General features: G+C 53.1%; 13 protein-coding genes. 7 read left to right on the top strand and 6 right to left on the bottom strand.

All coding sequences use genetic code 11. From position 1 onward, the window contains the following. Positions 1 to 2: 2 nt before the first annotated feature. The 5 genes from ACO7SM_RS02800 (at position 3) to ACO7SM_RS02780 (ending at position 2,857) form a co-directional block, all read left to right on the top strand. Positions 3 to 401: a phage holin family protein gene (locus ACO7SM_RS02800; protein WP_490470856.1), complete on the top strand. Its 399-nt coding sequence runs from the start codon at positions 3 to 5 to the stop codon at positions 399 to 401. Beyond that, positions 398 to 697, top strand: a complete 300-nt coding sequence (locus ACO7SM_RS02795; RefSeq protein WP_490469591.1) for a YqjK-like family protein — start codon at positions 398 to 400, stop codon at positions 695 to 697. The genes ACO7SM_RS02800 and ACO7SM_RS02795 overlap by 4 nt, the downstream gene beginning before the upstream one ends. Positions 698 to 916: 219 nt before the next feature. After that, complete coding sequence (locus ACO7SM_RS02790) at positions 917 to 1,309, top strand: DoxX family protein (RefSeq protein WP_193568566.1); 393 nt, start codon at positions 917 to 919, stop codon at positions 1,307 to 1,309. A gap of 71 nt (positions 1,310 to 1,380) precedes the next feature. Continuing rightward, positions 1,381 to 2,367, top strand: coding sequence for a glutathione S-transferase family protein (locus tag ACO7SM_RS02785; RefSeq protein WP_490469590.1), 987 nt, complete (start codon positions 1,381 to 1,383; stop codon positions 2,365 to 2,367). Between the two features lie 124 nt (positions 2,368 to 2,491). Continuing rightward, on the top strand, positions 2,492 to 2,857 hold the full coding sequence (locus ACO7SM_RS02780; RefSeq protein ID WP_490469589.1) for a DUF805 domain-containing protein: 366 nt from the start codon (positions 2,492 to 2,494) through the stop codon (positions 2,855 to 2,857). 39 nt (positions 2,858 to 2,896) lie between these two features. Here the strand turns inward: ACO7SM_RS02780 and yhaJ are convergent, their stop codons facing one another. After that, complete coding sequence (gene yhaJ / locus ACO7SM_RS02775; protein WP_192613565.1) at positions 2,897 to 3,793, bottom strand: DNA-binding transcriptional regulator YhaJ; 897 nt, start codon at positions 3,791 to 3,793, stop codon at positions 2,897 to 2,899. 104 nt (positions 3,794 to 3,897) lie between these two features. Here yhaJ and ACO7SM_RS02770 point away from each other — a divergent pair, with 104 nt between their 5' ends. Then, complete coding sequence (locus ACO7SM_RS02770) at positions 3,898 to 4,599, top strand: pirin family protein (protein WP_490469588.1); 702 nt, start codon at positions 3,898 to 3,900, stop codon at positions 4,597 to 4,599. Between the two features lie 25 nt (positions 4,600 to 4,624). After that, positions 4,625 to 4,786, top strand: a complete 162-nt coding sequence (locus ACO7SM_RS02765) for a hypothetical protein (protein WP_490469587.1) — start codon at positions 4,625 to 4,627, stop codon at positions 4,784 to 4,786. An 84-nt stretch (positions 4,787 to 4,870) separates the two neighbouring features. On the opposite strand, the gene ACO7SM_RS02760 is transcribed toward ACO7SM_RS02765, so the two are convergent. From ACO7SM_RS02760 to pflB, 5 genes are all read right to left on the bottom strand, one after another. After that, complete coding sequence (locus ACO7SM_RS02760; RefSeq protein WP_490469586.1) at positions 4,871 to 6,181, bottom strand: L-cysteine desulfidase family protein; 1,311 nt, start codon at positions 6,179 to 6,181, stop codon at positions 4,871 to 4,873. 27 nt (positions 6,182 to 6,208) lie between these two features. Next, entirely contained in the window at positions 6,209 to 7,540 is a 1,332-nt protein-coding gene (locus ACO7SM_RS02755; RefSeq protein ID WP_490469585.1) for an SLC5/6 family protein, read from the bottom strand. Between the two features lie 309 nt (positions 7,541 to 7,849). Then, the gene (tdcG, locus tag ACO7SM_RS02750; protein ID WP_490469584.1) at positions 7,850 to 9,214 is read right to left on the bottom strand and encodes an L-serine ammonia-lyase; all 1,365 of its coding nucleotides are present in this window, start codon (positions 9,212 to 9,214) and stop codon (positions 7,850 to 7,852) included. A gap of 97 nt (positions 9,215 to 9,311) precedes the next feature. Beyond that, positions 9,312 to 9,701: an enamine/imine deaminase gene (locus tag ACO7SM_RS02745; protein WP_490469583.1), complete on the bottom strand. Its 390-nt coding sequence runs from the start codon at positions 9,699 to 9,701 to the stop codon at positions 9,312 to 9,314. A gap of 13 nt (positions 9,702 to 9,714) precedes the next feature. Beyond that, complete coding sequence (gene pflB, locus ACO7SM_RS02740) at positions 9,715 to 12,009, bottom strand: formate C-acetyltransferase (RefSeq protein ID WP_490469582.1); 2,295 nt, start codon at positions 12,007 to 12,009, stop codon at positions 9,715 to 9,717. Positions 12,010 to 12,020 lie beyond the last annotated feature (11 nt).

Genomic DNA, 12,020 nt, shown 5'->3' with positions numbered 1-12,020 from the left:
TGATGGCGGATTCTCATCAAACACCAGGACCGGGTAAAAGCGTTCTGGGGATTGGCCAGCGAATTGTCACTATTCTCGTTGAGATGGTGGAGACCCGTTTGCGACTGGCGGTTGTTGAGCTGGAGGAAGAAAAAGCAAACCTCATCCAGCTTTTGCTGATGCTGGGTCTTACCATGCTGTTTGCCGCTTTCGGTCTGATGAGCCTGATGATTCTGATCATCTGGGCCGTTGATCCCCAGTATCGACTCAATGTCATGATCGCCACGACAGCGGTGCTGCTGGTGATGGCATTGATCGGCGGAATCTGGACGTTACGCAAGGCGCGTCGCTCTACCCTGTTGCGCCACACACGACGCGAACTGGCGAACGACAGACAAATCCTTGAGGATGATGCCCAATGAGCAGCAAAGTCGAACGCCAAAAGCGTAAGGCCATCCTGCTTAGTCAGATCCAGCAACAAAGGCTGGATCTGTCTGTCTGCCGTCGGGACTGGCTTGAAACCACCCGGGCATACGATCGCGGCTGGAACACGCTACTCAATCTACGCTCCTGGGCGCTGGTGGGCAGCAGCGTGATGGCCATCTGGACACTTCGTCACCCCAGCAGGCTGGTGCGTTGGACGAAACGCGGATTCGGCCTCTGGAGCGCCTGGCGCCTGGTTAAGTCGACGCTACGGCAGCAGCATTTACGCGATTAACCTTGTCACACCTCAAGCCTGATAACGCTTCGTTTATCAGGCTGCCCCCCTTCTTCTGCGCATCACTCAAATTTTTTGAAAAATACTGACAGTTTTCCTTGCTAACAATTGTCATTAGCCACGTTTATGATTCTCTCCATCGACAGCAACGACGCGCCTTACCGCGTAATAGCATAAAAAAACATAATCAGCAGCCTGAGTGGTTTCCTGGAGAGTAAAATGAAAAAATTAGAAGATGTTGGTGTACTGGTAGCGCGCATTCTGATGCCAATCCTGTTTATTACCGCAGGATGGGGAAAAATCAGCGGATATGCGGGTACCCAACAATATATGGAAGCGATGGGCGTCCCTGGCTTTATGTTGCCGCTGGTTATCCTGCTTGAGTTTGGCGGCGGTCTGGCAATCCTGTTTGGTTTCCTGACCCGTACGACGGCGCTGTTCACTGCGGGCTTTACACTGTTAACGGCATTCCTGTTCCACAGCAACTTTGCCGAAGGCGTAAACTCGCTGATGTTCATGAAAAACCTGACCATCTCTGGCGGCTTCCTGCTGCTGGCTATCACGGGGCCGGGCGCATTCAGCATCGACCGCGTGCTGAATAAAAAGTGGTAAGCGCACTATAATTAAGAATCAAAAAACGAGGAGACTGACTCCTCGTTTTTACTATCCGCAGGAGAGAGAAAATGGGACAACTGATTGACGGCGTCTGGCATGATGTCTGGTATGACACCAAATCTACCGGCGGGAAATTTCAACGTTCCGTATCGGCGTTCCGTCACTGGCTCACTGCGGATGGCGCGCCGGGCCCGTCTGGCAGCGGGGGTTTTGCCGCGGAAAAAGACCGCTATCATCTGTACGTCTCTCTAGCCTGCCCCTGGGCGCACCGCACGCTAATTTTACGCAAGCTCAAAGGCCTGGAACCGTTCATCTCAGTGTCTGTCGTCAATCCGCTGATGCTGGAAAACGGCTGGACGTTCGACGATGATTTTCCCGCGGCGACGGGAGATACGCTCTATCAGCATGAATTTCTCTACCAACTTTACCTGCACGCCGACCCGCAATACAGCGGTCGCGTCACCGTGCCGGTGTTGTGGGATAAAAAGAATCACACCATCGTCAGTAACGAATCGGCGGAAATCATCCGCATGTTCAACACCGCGTTTGACGCGCTGGGTGCGAAAGCGGGCGATTACTACCCTCCGGAACTGCGCTCTGAAATAGACGAACTGAACAACTGGATTTATGACAATGTGAACAACGGTGTCTATAAAGCCGGTTTTGCCACCAGCCAGCAGGCTTATGATGACGCCGTGACCCATGTCTTTGATTCGCTGGCGCGCCTGGAACAGATTCTGGGGCAGCATCGCTATCTGACCGGCGATCGGTTAACGGAAGCAGACATCCGACTGTGGACGACATTAGTGCGCTTCGATCCGGTGTACGTGACGCATTTCAAATGCGACAAGTACCGTATCAGCGATTACCTGAATCTGTACGGTTTTTTGCGCGATATTTACCAGATTCCGGGCATCGCGGAAACGGTCAATTTCGACCATATTCGCCACCACTATTTCCGCAGTCACAAAACCATCAACCCAACCGGCATTATTTCTGTCGGCCCGTGGCAGGATCTTAATGAGCCTCACGGACGCGATCTCCGTTTTCGTTAGTTTACAGGGCACCCTTCAGGGTGCCTTATTTATTCACGTGGCAAATATTTACCACCAATCCATTCGCGACTATTCTTGATTTGATTACTTTAAAAACAAGTGATTGACCACGATTGAGGAAAAAATGGACTGGTATTTAAAAGTATTAAAGAACTACATCGGTTTTGGCGGTCGTGCGCGGCGCAAAGAGTACTGGATGTTTGTTCTGGTCAACGGCATCTTTACAGTGGTACTGGCGGTACTGGACAAGATGTTTGGCTGGGAGGGCACTGCGGGAGAAGGCACGCTGACCACTATTTATGGGTTTCTGATTTTTTTACCCGGATTAGCGGTACTGTTTCGCCGTCTGCATGACACAGACCGCACAGCATGGTGGCTATTGATATTACTCATCCCCATCATCGGCTGGCTGGTCATTTTTATCTTTACCTGCCAGAGCGGCGTGTCGGGCGAAAACCGTTTCGGCGCGGATCCGAAGCTTAACGCCTGATGTCAGCTTCGCACCTCTCGTCAGAGGTGCGTTTCACGTTTATTTTCCGGCAAACAGTTTGGGGATCTCTCGCAGACACCAGGACTTCGCTTCTCCCATGCTGTCACGTCGCCACGCCATGATGATATCGATCTCGCTGGTCGATTCCGGGCTGACAACGCGTAGCCGTCCTTCGGCAATATCCTGCTCCACCAGCGGATACGGCATCGTTGCAACGCCAAGTCCGGCCAATAGCGCCTGACGCTTATCCTCAATGGTGCTCACCGTCAGACGAGGCTGTTTATCCAGAAGCTGAACAGTTAACACCGGACGCTCACGGGCGGTATCCGCCACCGCAATCCCACGATATTTGACGCGCGTAACTTCCGATAATGGTTCAGGCTCCTGATGAATAGGGTGGTCAGGTGCTGCCACATACACGTTCATCAGGGTGTACAGCTTGCGGGAATTAATTTCTGACGATGAACGAAAATGCATATCCGGCGCGATGACAATATCGGCACGCCCCTGCTCCAGACGTTCCCATGCGCCCGCCAGCACTTCGGTAATAACCGAAAGCTGGGTATTCGCTTTACCGGCCAGCCTGTCGATCAGCGGGAAGAACGCCGACGTCGGCACCAGAGCTTCCGTTACCAACGTCAGATGCGTTTCCCAGCCACGCGCCAGCGCTTCCGCATCCGTCGTGAGCTTGTCAGCCGCTTCCAGCAGTACCCGCCCGCGCTCCAGCAACATACGCCCGACATTGGTGAATTTTGTCCGGTGGCCCGAGCGGTCAAACAGCACCACATCCAGCTCTTCTTCCAGTTTTTGCATGGTGTAGCTGAGCGCAGAAGGCACGCGCCCCAGCTCATCCGCCGCCGCAGCAAAACTGCCACGCCTGTCAATCGCATCCATTACACGTAACGCTTCCAGCGTTAACGCCCTTTCTTTGGCCATAGCGTTCTCATTCAGGAAATTTGAACATACCGGGCAGAATATCTGGCTAACAATGCAGCGTCCAGCCCCTTAACATAAAAGGAAGTAAAGAGAGGTCAAGAATTATGATTACTACACGAACAGCCAAACAATGCGGCCAGGCAGATTATGGATGGTTGCAGGCCCGTTATACCTTTTCTTTTGGACACTACTTTGACCCCAACCTGTTGGGATACGCCTCGCTGCGCGTCCTGAACCAGGAAGTCCTTGCGCCGGGCGCCTCTTTCCAGCCGCGCGCCTATCCGAAGGTGGATATTTTAAATCTGATTCTGGAAGGTGAAGCCGAGTATCGCGACAGCGAAGGCAACCATGTCCAGGCGAAAGCGGGAGAAGCATTACTGCTCGCTACCCAGCCGGGAATCAGCTACAGCGAACACAATCTCAGCAAAGAGAAGCCGCTGACCAGAATGCAGCTGTGGCTGGACGCCTGCCCTGAACGGGAAAATGCGCTGGTACAAAAAACCGCGCTAACCCTGGGCAAGCAGCAACTGATCGCGTCCCCGGACGGCGCGCAGGAAAGCCTGCAACTGCGTCAACAGGTGTGGGTGCATCACATTATGCTCAATCAGGGTGAATCCGTGAGTTTTCAATTGCATGGCCCACGCGCCTATCTGCAATCGATCCACGGTACGTTCCATGCGGTGACGCATAATGAAGAAAAAGAAGCGCTAACCTGCGGTGATGGCGCCTTTATTCGTGATGAAGCTAACATAACGTTAGTGGCCGATACGCCATTGCGCGCATTGCTGATAGATTTGCCTATATAGTCTGGAAAAACAAGGGAGTATGACTATGAGCAAAAAGTCGGCTAAACAGCGCCAATCCGTATCAAAAAAAAGCGTGCAGGACACCGTGAGCAAACCTGCCCCGTTTGGTTATGAAGAGATGTTGACCGAGCTGGAAGCGATTGTCGCGGATGCCGAAATCCGGCTGGCGGAAGAAGACGCCGCCTGACAACCCGATAAGCACAACGCCATCGGGGAGTCAGACGGTAAATTGCCGGATAATGACGCCAGCGCGTCTTATCCGGCCAGGCAATTAATGTGCCTTACTGGCCATGATCTCAATGATCTGCTTGTCCGTTTGCTGCATGGAGCGAGACGCCAGCGCACACAGGTTCGAGATAGACTGTTCGACGTTGTGCGCCACAATCCCCTCATTACCGGTCACCGCCGTATCATCCAGTGCCATTAACACCGCTTTCCATGCCGACGATGCGCTGGTGGACACTTTCATTGCACAACTGTTCGATGCACCATCGCAAATCATCCCACTGACGTCGCCGATCATACTGCCAATCGCCATCGCAATGGTGTTGTAGCGCCCGTCAATCAGCCACGCCATTCCTGCTGCTGCCCCCATCGCCGCCGTGGTCGCCGCACACAGGGCGGACAAACGCGGCAACTGGTAATGGATGTAAATCGCACTCAGGTGTGACAGCATCAACGCACGTGCGAGACGCTCCTCATCAGCGCCGAAATGCTCAGCAACCACCATCACCGGCACCGTCGCGGTAATCCCCTGATTACCCGAGCCAGAGTTACTCATTGCCGGTAACGTTGCGCCCCCCATTCGCGCATCCGACGCCGCACTGGTGCGGATCAGAATGGCGGTGGACAGATCGTTTGCCAGCAGACCCCGGGCACACTGTTTCTCCATCGTCGCCCCGATATGCAGACCCCAGGCGCCACGCAGGCCTTCCTGAGACAGCGCGCCGTTGAGCTTCGCAGCGTCGAGAATAAAACGGATCAAGTCGAACGGAACCGCGTTCACAAAGGCTAAAATCTCCTCCAGCGACGTCTCAGCAAGTACGTCCAGCGGCGACCCCTGCTCTTCATGCTGACGGCATTCATCCTGCGTAAACACCACGCCCTTGTTTGTTTCAACACGCACGATGTTGGTATGACCGCCGACGATCGTCACGCATGCCCATCCTGACGCGCTATAGACTTTAGCGCGTGAGAACAGGATATCTTCGCAAGGCTCCTGCAACATCACCGAAACCTTGCCGGCCGCCAGCAGGTTTTTCGCCTCTGCAATCGTCTTGGCAGACGCGTCTTTCAGTACTTCAAGACCGGCATGTGCATCTCCCCCCAACGCCCCCAGAGCTGCCGCAACGGGCAACCCGACCATCCCTGTGCCTGGCACGGTAACCCCCATGCCGTTTTTCATCAGGTTTGGTGAGACCCACGCATCAATGCGTTCGACCTGGCCTTCAAGCTCAGAGACCGCAACCGCTGCCGCCAGGGCCAGTGAAATGGGTTCAGTACATCCCAGCGCCGGTTTGACTTCTTCCTGCACCGCCAGGATAAAACGCTGCCATAATGGATTTACTGTAGTCTCAAACATAACAATGACCTTAAAATTTCATCAATATCAAGAAAATGCCAGGAACGGAGAAACGCACAGCAACAGGCCAGTGAAGATAATCAGATATAACGACGCGCCTTTGTATTTGTGCAATGCAGGAACTTTGTAGACCAGCCACGCTGGGATCAAACATCCCACCATGCCGAAGATTGGGCTACAAATTGAGGTAAAGCTAAGGACGGGCGCATTCAATACAATCGCGCTCCAGGCCAGTAAGATGGCGAACAGCATAATGCCGCGCTGAACGAGTGTTTCGTTGATTTTCTCGGCAGGCATTTTGCGGCGCAACAGGTTCATCACAATCCCTTGCGTGGCTTCACGAAAGCCCAGGTAAACCCCGAAGAATGCAGTCATCACCGCAAAGATGTTCAGAATGACGCTGACCACTTTGACCCAACCGGCCCCATCGCCACTGATAAACTGTGCAGCAATCGCGAGAGCGGAGATATTCTGCTCATACGCTTTCACCGCTTCATCGTGGCCCATCGCCAGAGTGAAAGAGACAGCATAGAAAAAGACCGTGACAAACAAGATCCCAAACGCAATATTCATGGCACGCAGGGCTTTATGACGCGCCACCTCGATGGATTTTGAACGTGAACGGTAAGAGATAACCATCGGGCTTAAGGTTTGGATAAACAGGATTGACGTCAGGGTAAACGGCAGCGTGATGATGGCGTTTTTCACCAGCAGCGCCATCGGCGGCAGTGCGCCAATGTTATACAGATGCCACATCCCGATCATTGATACACCCAATGCCGCCACCACTAATAGCTTGGTCAGCACCATGCCGGTAGAGATTTTAAACAGCAGCTTTTCACCGCGTGATGAGATGGCCACCAGCGCACAAATCAGTACCAGGCCATAGAACGGGCTGTCAGAGAGTAAACCTTCAGTGACGCCGAAGGTGTGCAGATATGACGCGCTGTCATTGGTTATGGCGGTGGAATACACAAACATCCAGATAACCAACATCACAAAGTAAAGCGCACCTAACAAGATCCCCCAGTTTTTACCCAGATAGCCGCTGATGACGCTGGGGTAGTCTTTGCACTCAGGGGATTCCGCCAGGGTGTTAATAAACAAACGCTGAAACAGGTACATCGCCGGGTAGCCAATAATGGAGGAGAGCAAAAAGACCCACAGCCCCATTAATCCCACCTGGACAGGGAGAAAAACAATCCCCGCGCCAATCGCCATGCCGATACTCATAATGACCCAGCCAGTATCCATGCTGTCGAATTTAATCGCTTCACGCCATTCACTTTCACTCATTCCAGCCCGGCGCGCTGGAGCCGATGCGTCGAGTATGACGCTGTTATTCGTTGCCGTTTCCATAGGGTTCTCGCTTAATGTCCAGGTAGAGGTATTTTTTTATTTTTTTCGTGCCGCATCAAGGCGATACGCGGTACGTTTTCTGCAGGCGAGCTTTTGTAATGAAGAAATCATACGCCCAGGGTCAGAGAAAAACTTCACAATAAAGCCCCTACAATTTCTAAAAGTTAAGAAATATTTTCTATTTAAAAAGCAATAAGTGAGTACATTTTCTCTATTTGAAGGGGATCACAACATGAATTTGACGGAGATCACAACATAAAAAAAGGCGCACCAGGATGCGCCTAAAGGGGGAAGAGAAGAAGGGTTATGTCAGGTACAAACGACTTTAATTGCCAGACCGCCACGTGAGGTTTCACGGTATTTATCGTTCATATCTTTACCGGTCTCATACATCGTCTCGATGACTTTATCGAGAGAAACCCGTGGTTCAGATGTCCGGCGCAACGCCATACGCGCCGCATTCACCGCTTTTACAGCATTAATCGCGTTACGTTCAATGCACGGAATTTGTACCTGTCCGGCTACCGGATCACAGGTTAATCCCAGGTTGTGTTCCATCGCGATTTCCGCCGCAATACAGACCTGCGCCGGACTACCGCCCAGCAATTCTGTGAGTCCTGCCGCGGCCATCGAACAGGCGACGCCTATCTCGCCCTGACAGCCAACTTCCGCCCCGGAGATGGAAGCATTCATCTTGTACAACGCGCCAATAGCGCCAGCCGCCAGTAAATAACGGGCAATTGAGTTTGCATTCACCGGACGGCGGAACTTGTCATAATAGGCCAGTACGGCAGGGATAATGCCACACGCACCGTTTGTCGGCGCGGTCACGACCCGTCCTCCCGCCGCGTTTTCTTCACTCACGGCTAAGGCAAACATGTTGATCCAGTCGATAACATTCATCGGATCGCTCGACAGGCTGTCGCTGGAAACCAGTAACCGACGCAGCGCGACCGCGCGACGCGGTACATTAAGCGGTCCTGGCAGCACGCCTTCGGTGTTCATGCCACGTTCTATCCCGGCATGCATCACCTCCCAGATACGCGCAAATCCCGCATCCACTTCGTCTTTACTGCGCATCGCCAGCTCATTTTGCATCATCAAGCCAGAGACGGAGAGACCATTTCGTTCACACAGTTTCAGGAGTTCGCTGGCGGAGTGAAAGCCATAAGGTACAGACGTTTCAACGTCATGCGCCTGACCAAAACGCTCCTCTTCGACGATAAAGCCGCCGCCAACGGAGTAATAGGTTTTGCTTAGCAGTTTTTCCTGCCCGTTCCACGCGGTGATGCGCATCCCATTCTCATGGCGCGGGAGCGTTTCTTCATGGAAGAGAATACTGTCGGCTACGGGAAAATCGACGACGTGAGCGCCTTGTGCCACCGACAGGCGTCCGGTACGGGTAGCTTCCTGAATAAACGCAGGAATACCATCAATATCAACATCCTGTGGGCTATTTCCAGCCAGTCCCATCATGATGGCGACATCCGTCGCATGACCTTTTCCGGTCAGCGATAACGATCCATACAGATCGACCACCATACGCGTCGTCTGCAGCAGTGCCCCAGAACGGGTCAGTTGATCAATAAAACATTTTCCAGCATTCATTGGCCCTACGGTATGCGAGCTGGAAGGTCCAATGCCAATCTTAAAAATTTCGAATGCGCTAATCATATCCACACCCTCGGATTGCCGTTCAGTGAAGACCAGGTTTCACACTCATTATTGAGTTCGGGGCGATCCTAACGATCGCCCCGCAGGGGATGACGACTTACGCGCTGCGCACCGCGATGGCTTCAATCTCCAGTTTCACGTCCTTCGGCAAACGGGCAACCTGAACGCAACTGCGTGCGGGATAGATAGCCTGGTGTTCGTCAAAGAACTGCTGGTAAACCTGATTGATAGTGGCAAAGTCATTCATATCGGTAATGAAGACAGTTGTTTTCACGATGCTGCCCACGTCTAACCCGGCGGCAATCACGATGGCCTTCACGTTCTCAAGGCTCTGGCGCGCCTGATCGGCAACGTTTTCAGCAACCTCACCCGTTTGCGGGCAAACCGGGATCTGGCCCGACGTCAGCACCATACTGCCTAAATCAACGCCCTGTACGTAGGGGCCGATGGCCCCCGGTGCACGTTGGGTCTCAATACTCTTTCTCATATCGCCTCCGGCGTTAAATCGCCTGGGTGAAAGTACGCGAAATGACATCCTGTTGCTGCTCGCGGGTCAGCGCATTGAAGCGCACAGCGTAACCGGAGACACGGATTGTCAGGTTTGGATAGTTTTCCGGGTGCTCAATCGCATCCAGCAGCATTTCACGGTTCATCACGTTCACGTTCAGGTGCTGCCCACCTTCAACATGTGCTTCATGATGGAAGTAACCGTCTAACAGACCGACCAGGTTGGTTTTGCGCACGCCATCGTCTTTACCCAGCGCCGCTGGCACAATGGAGAAGGTGTACGAAATACCGTCTTTGGCGTAGGTGAACGGCAGTTTTGCTACCGATGTCAGCGACGCTACAGCCCCTTTACGGTCACGGCCATGCATCGGGTTAGCCCCTGGCGCGAACGGCGTACCGGCGCGACGACCATCCGGGGTGTTCCCGGTTTTCTGTCCATACACCACGTTAGAGGTAATGGTCAGGATAGACTGCGTCGGCACTGCATTACGGTAGGTTGGCAACACTTTAATTTTCTTCATAAAGCGTTCAACCAGATCGCAGGCAATGCTGTCCACACGCTCGTCGTTATTCCCGTACTGCGGATAGTCGCCTTCAATTTCAAAGTCGACAGCCAGTCCGTTTTCATCACGAATCGGTTTCACTCGCGCATACTTGATGGCTGAGAGGGAATCCGCTGCGACGGACAAGCCCGCCATTCCGCACGCCATCGTCCGATAAACATCGCGATCGTGCAGCGCCATCAGTGACGCTTCGTAGCTGTACTTGTCATGCATGTAGTGGATGATGTTCAGGGCGCTGATGTACTGCACCGCCAGCCAGTCCATAAAGTGGTCAAGGCTCTCCATCACCGTGTCGTAATCCAGCACGTCATCCATCAATGGCGCCGTTTTCGGCCCAACCTGGATTTTCAGCTTCTCATCAACACCGCCGTTAATTGCGTACAGCAGGGTTTTTGCGAGGTTGGCTCGCGCACCAAAGAACTGCATTTGCTTGCCGATCACCATCGGGCTTACGCAGCAGGCAATGGCATAATCGTCGCTGTCGAAGTCAGCACGCATCAGATCGTCGTTTTCATACTGCAACGATGAAGTGACGATAGAAACCTGTGCAGCATACTTTTTAAACGCAATCGGCAACGCTTCCGACCACAACACGGTCAGGTTTGGTTCTGGCGCTGGCCCCATGGTGTGCAGCGTATGCAGGTAACGGTAGGAGTTTTTGGTCACCAGCGTGCGACCATCCAGCCCCATCCCGCCGATCACTTCGGTCGCCCAGATAGGGTCGCCGGAGAACAGCGTGTCGAATTCCGGCGTACGCAGGAAGCGCACCATACGGATCTTCATGATGAAGTGGTCGATCAGTTCCTGTGCCTGCTGCTCCGTCAGGACGCCGGCTTTGAAGTCACGTTCGATGTAGATATCAAGGAACGACGCGGTACGACCGAGTGACATTGCACCGCCGTTCTGCGATTTCACCGCCGCCAGATAGGCAAAGTAAACCCACTGTACGGCTTCCTGCGCATTACGCGCCGGACGGGAGATATCACAACCGTATTTCGCCGCCATTTCCTGCATTTGCAACAGCGCGCGACGGTGCTCTGAGAGTTCCTCACGCAGACGAATGGTCGCCTCAAGATTCTGCCCCCACTCCAGATTCGACTGGAGATCGGCAAATTGCTGTTCACGCTCACGCACCAGATAGCGGATACCGTACAGCGCGACGCGGCGGTAATCGCCAATGATGCGGCCACGGCCATAGCCATCCGGCAGACCGGTCAATACGCCGGACTTACGGCAACGCAGCATATCCGGGGAATAGGCGTCGAACACGCCCTGGTTATGGGTCTTACGCAGTTCTGTAAATTGATATTCGAAATCGGCATCCATCTCACGACCATAAGCATCGAACGAGCTTTTGATCATATTGACACCGCCAAACGGGTGCAGAGCGCGCTTCAACGGTTTATCCGTTTGCAGACCGACGATCTTTTCCAGCTCTTGTTCAATATATCCCGCATCATGCGCGGTGATCGTTGTCGCTACATTAGTATCGAAATCAACCGGGGCATGGGTTGAGTTTTCAATACGAATTCCCGCCATGACTTTTTCCCACAGTGCTGTGGTTGCCGGGGTCGCTTCTGCGAGGAAAGATTCATCCCCTTCATATGGCGTATAGTTGTGCTGAATAAAATCACGGACATTAATTTCTTCTTTCCAGTCCGTACCTTTAAAACCAAGCCAGGCGTCGGCATACAGCATATCGCTGGTATCGATATTTACCTTCATGAAAAATAATC

The sequence above is a fragment of the Citrobacter sp. LJND-P06 genome (assembly GCF_058188415.1).
This window is presented reverse-complemented; position numbering and strand designations above follow the sequence as displayed.

Excerpts from the sequence above, each read along its gene's own strand:
- ACO7SM_RS02745 (WP_490469583.1), bottom strand. The coding sequence starts at position 9,701 with ATGAGAAAGAGTATTGAGACCCAACGTGCACCGGGGGCCATCGGCCCC.
- ACO7SM_RS02760 (WP_490469586.1), bottom strand. The coding sequence starts at position 6,181 with ATGTTTGAGACTACAGTAAATCCATTATGGCAGCGTTTTATCCTGGCG.
- tdcG (WP_490469584.1), bottom strand. The coding sequence starts at position 9,214 with ATGATTAGCGCATTCGAAATTTTTAAGATTGGCATTGGACCTTCCAGC.
- ACO7SM_RS02790 (WP_193568566.1), top strand. The coding sequence starts at position 917 with ATGAAAAAATTAGAAGATGTTGGTGTACTGGTAGCGCGCATTCTGATG.
- ACO7SM_RS02780 (WP_490469589.1), top strand. The coding sequence starts at position 2,492 with ATGGACTGGTATTTAAAAGTATTAAAGAACTACATCGGTTTTGGCGGT.
- ACO7SM_RS02770 (WP_490469588.1), top strand. The coding sequence starts at position 3,898 with ATGATTACTACACGAACAGCCAAACAATGCGGCCAGGCAGATTATGGA.
- ACO7SM_RS02795 (WP_490469591.1), top strand. The coding sequence starts at position 398 with ATGAGCAGCAAAGTCGAACGCCAAAAGCGTAAGGCCATCCTGCTTAGT.
- ACO7SM_RS02765 (WP_490469587.1), top strand. The coding sequence starts at position 4,625 with ATGAGCAAAAAGTCGGCTAAACAGCGCCAATCCGTATCAAAAAAAAGC.
- ACO7SM_RS02755 (WP_490469585.1), bottom strand. The coding sequence starts at position 7,540 with ATGGAAACGGCAACGAATAACAGCGTCATACTCGACGCATCGGCTCCA.
- yhaJ (WP_192613565.1), bottom strand. The coding sequence starts at position 3,793 with ATGGCCAAAGAAAGGGCGTTAACGCTGGAAGCGTTACGTGTAATGGAT.
- pflB (WP_490469582.1), bottom strand. The coding sequence starts at position 12,009 with ATGAAGGTAAATATCGATACCAGCGATATGCTGTATGCCGACGCCTGG.
- ACO7SM_RS02785 (WP_490469590.1), top strand. The coding sequence starts at position 1,381 with ATGGGACAACTGATTGACGGCGTCTGGCATGATGTCTGGTATGACACC.
- ACO7SM_RS02800 (WP_490470856.1), top strand. The coding sequence starts at position 3 with ATGGCGGATTCTCATCAAACACCAGGACCGGGTAAAAGCGTTCTGGGG.